The 1,701-nt window shown below is 46.5% G+C and carries 2 protein-coding genes; both read left to right on the top strand.

Annotation, left to right across the window (positions count from 1 at the left end; all coding sequences use genetic code 11):
* A partial coding sequence (locus tag COT43_06225; GenBank protein ID PIS28550.1) for a hypothetical protein occupies positions 1 to 460 on the top strand: 460 nt, incomplete at its 5' end.
* Positions 461 to 511: 51 nt separating this feature from the next.
* Positions 512 to 1,252, top strand: a complete 741-nt coding sequence (locus COT43_06220) for a hypothetical protein (protein PIS28549.1) — start codon at positions 512 to 514, stop codon at positions 1,250 to 1,252.
* Positions 1,253 to 1,701 lie beyond the last annotated feature (449 nt).

The following is a 1,701-nucleotide window of genomic DNA, read 5'->3' as shown; positions in this document are numbered from 1 at the left end:
TCCGGAATGGTATCTGAATCCGCCGCAGGCTGAAGACGCCTATTATGAAGCGGGCGACGCGGCCAAACAAAGCATGGGATTGGCGAAAGAAGCCGCCGACGCTCGTGCTCGCGATGCCATTTCCAGAACGCTGGAAGTTAAAGTCTCGAACATGCTGAAGAATTTCATGCAGGAAAGCGGCATCGGAGCCGACGCCGAGGCATTGGAATTTACTTCATCCGTTAGCAAACAGGTTGCGAATACCGTTTTGACAGGATGCAAAATTGTGAAAAGAGAAATGAAGCAGGAGGGTAGTATCTATCATGCCTATTCCCTTGCCGAGTATAACCTAAACAGTCTCGTTCAGCAAACTCTCAACGAAGCCCGTAAGCAAAAATCGCTTTATAATGAAGCAAAAGCCAATCTGAGCTTTGAAGATCTCGAAAAAGAAGTCCAGAAACTGGAAAACGTCGGGAAATAAGTATACATTCGACCAGTCCGGCAATCGCCGGACTGGTCGTTTTTGTCTTCTATGAGAACAAAGATTCGAATCAGCGCACTTCTTTTGCTCGCTTTTATGACGGAATTGTCATCTCAAACCGTCATTCCGTCGTGGTTTAAAGAATTACCGGATGCTCCCGCGGGCGTCATGTACGCGGTCGGTTACTGCGGCAAATACCAGAATATGAATTCGGCGAAAAGGAAAGCTATCGACGTTGCGCTGAACACACTGGCGAAACAAAAATCCATCCATTTAAAGTTTTATATCGAAGAGATCAACGACGGCCGGATGTCTTTAATAAATCCTATCTTTCAACTGATTTACGAAGAGGATATTCTTAAAGAAATTCGGAATGATTATTCAATCGTCGATTCGTCGATTACAACGGATGGGTATTTTGTACTGATCGCTTCTCCCAAAACGAAAAAAAACGTGACTTCGGACGACGTTAATTGGGGGCCGCCGCCTGACTGGATTCAGAACACGCCGGAATCCAAAAAATGGCGTTACGGCGTCGGTATTGCCGCAAGGTATTCGAACTGGACGAAAGCATGGCGCGATACCGATGAATATGCTCGCTTCGATGTTGGGAAAAATACCAGCATCAATACAGAGTCGATTACCGTCATTCGGAGAACCGACCGCACCGCCTCCGATTCTAAAATCATGCGCCAGTACTACGATATGTATTTTAAGGACTCGATCATCGTCGAGAGATATTACAATGCCCAAACCAATTCTTATTATTCACTCTGCCGCGTTCCAAAGTGACGATTGGCTAGTGATCAGTACGGGTGACGGAGAGTAAGACGAGACGACTTGGCTCCAACCTTATCCGCCTTGGCGGATAATATCGACTTGACCAACGGCTTGAGAACCCCAAAAAACCGGCATAACTTATCGAATCCCACAGAGAAAGGAAACGACCGGCTGATTTTGAAGTGGTGTGATGCCGGAAATGTTCCGGTTTGACGCATGACGCCTTTAAACTTCTTGAATGTCTGAGAAACGCTCGATAATTTTCCGTCGGTTTGGCTCTCTGTATCTTTAACAACCGAAGGGAGGAGACAATATGAACGCGTGGGATTTGTCTTTGAGTCTGAAAGATCTGGTGCTGGATTTTACTTATCTGAGCGCCTTTCTGGTCGTCGGAACGATTCTGCGGCGCTACACCCCGTTTTTCCAAAAATTCTTAGTCCCGAACAACATCATCGGCGGAT

The organism is Candidatus Marinimicrobia bacterium CG08_land_8_20_14_0_20_45_22 (assembly GCA_002774355.1).
GTDB lineage: Bacteria > Fidelibacterota > UBA2242 > UBA2242 > UBA2242 > 0-14-0-20-45-22.
The sequence above is the reverse complement of the archived record's forward strand: the minus strand, read 5'-3'. Positions and strand labels throughout refer to the sequence as shown.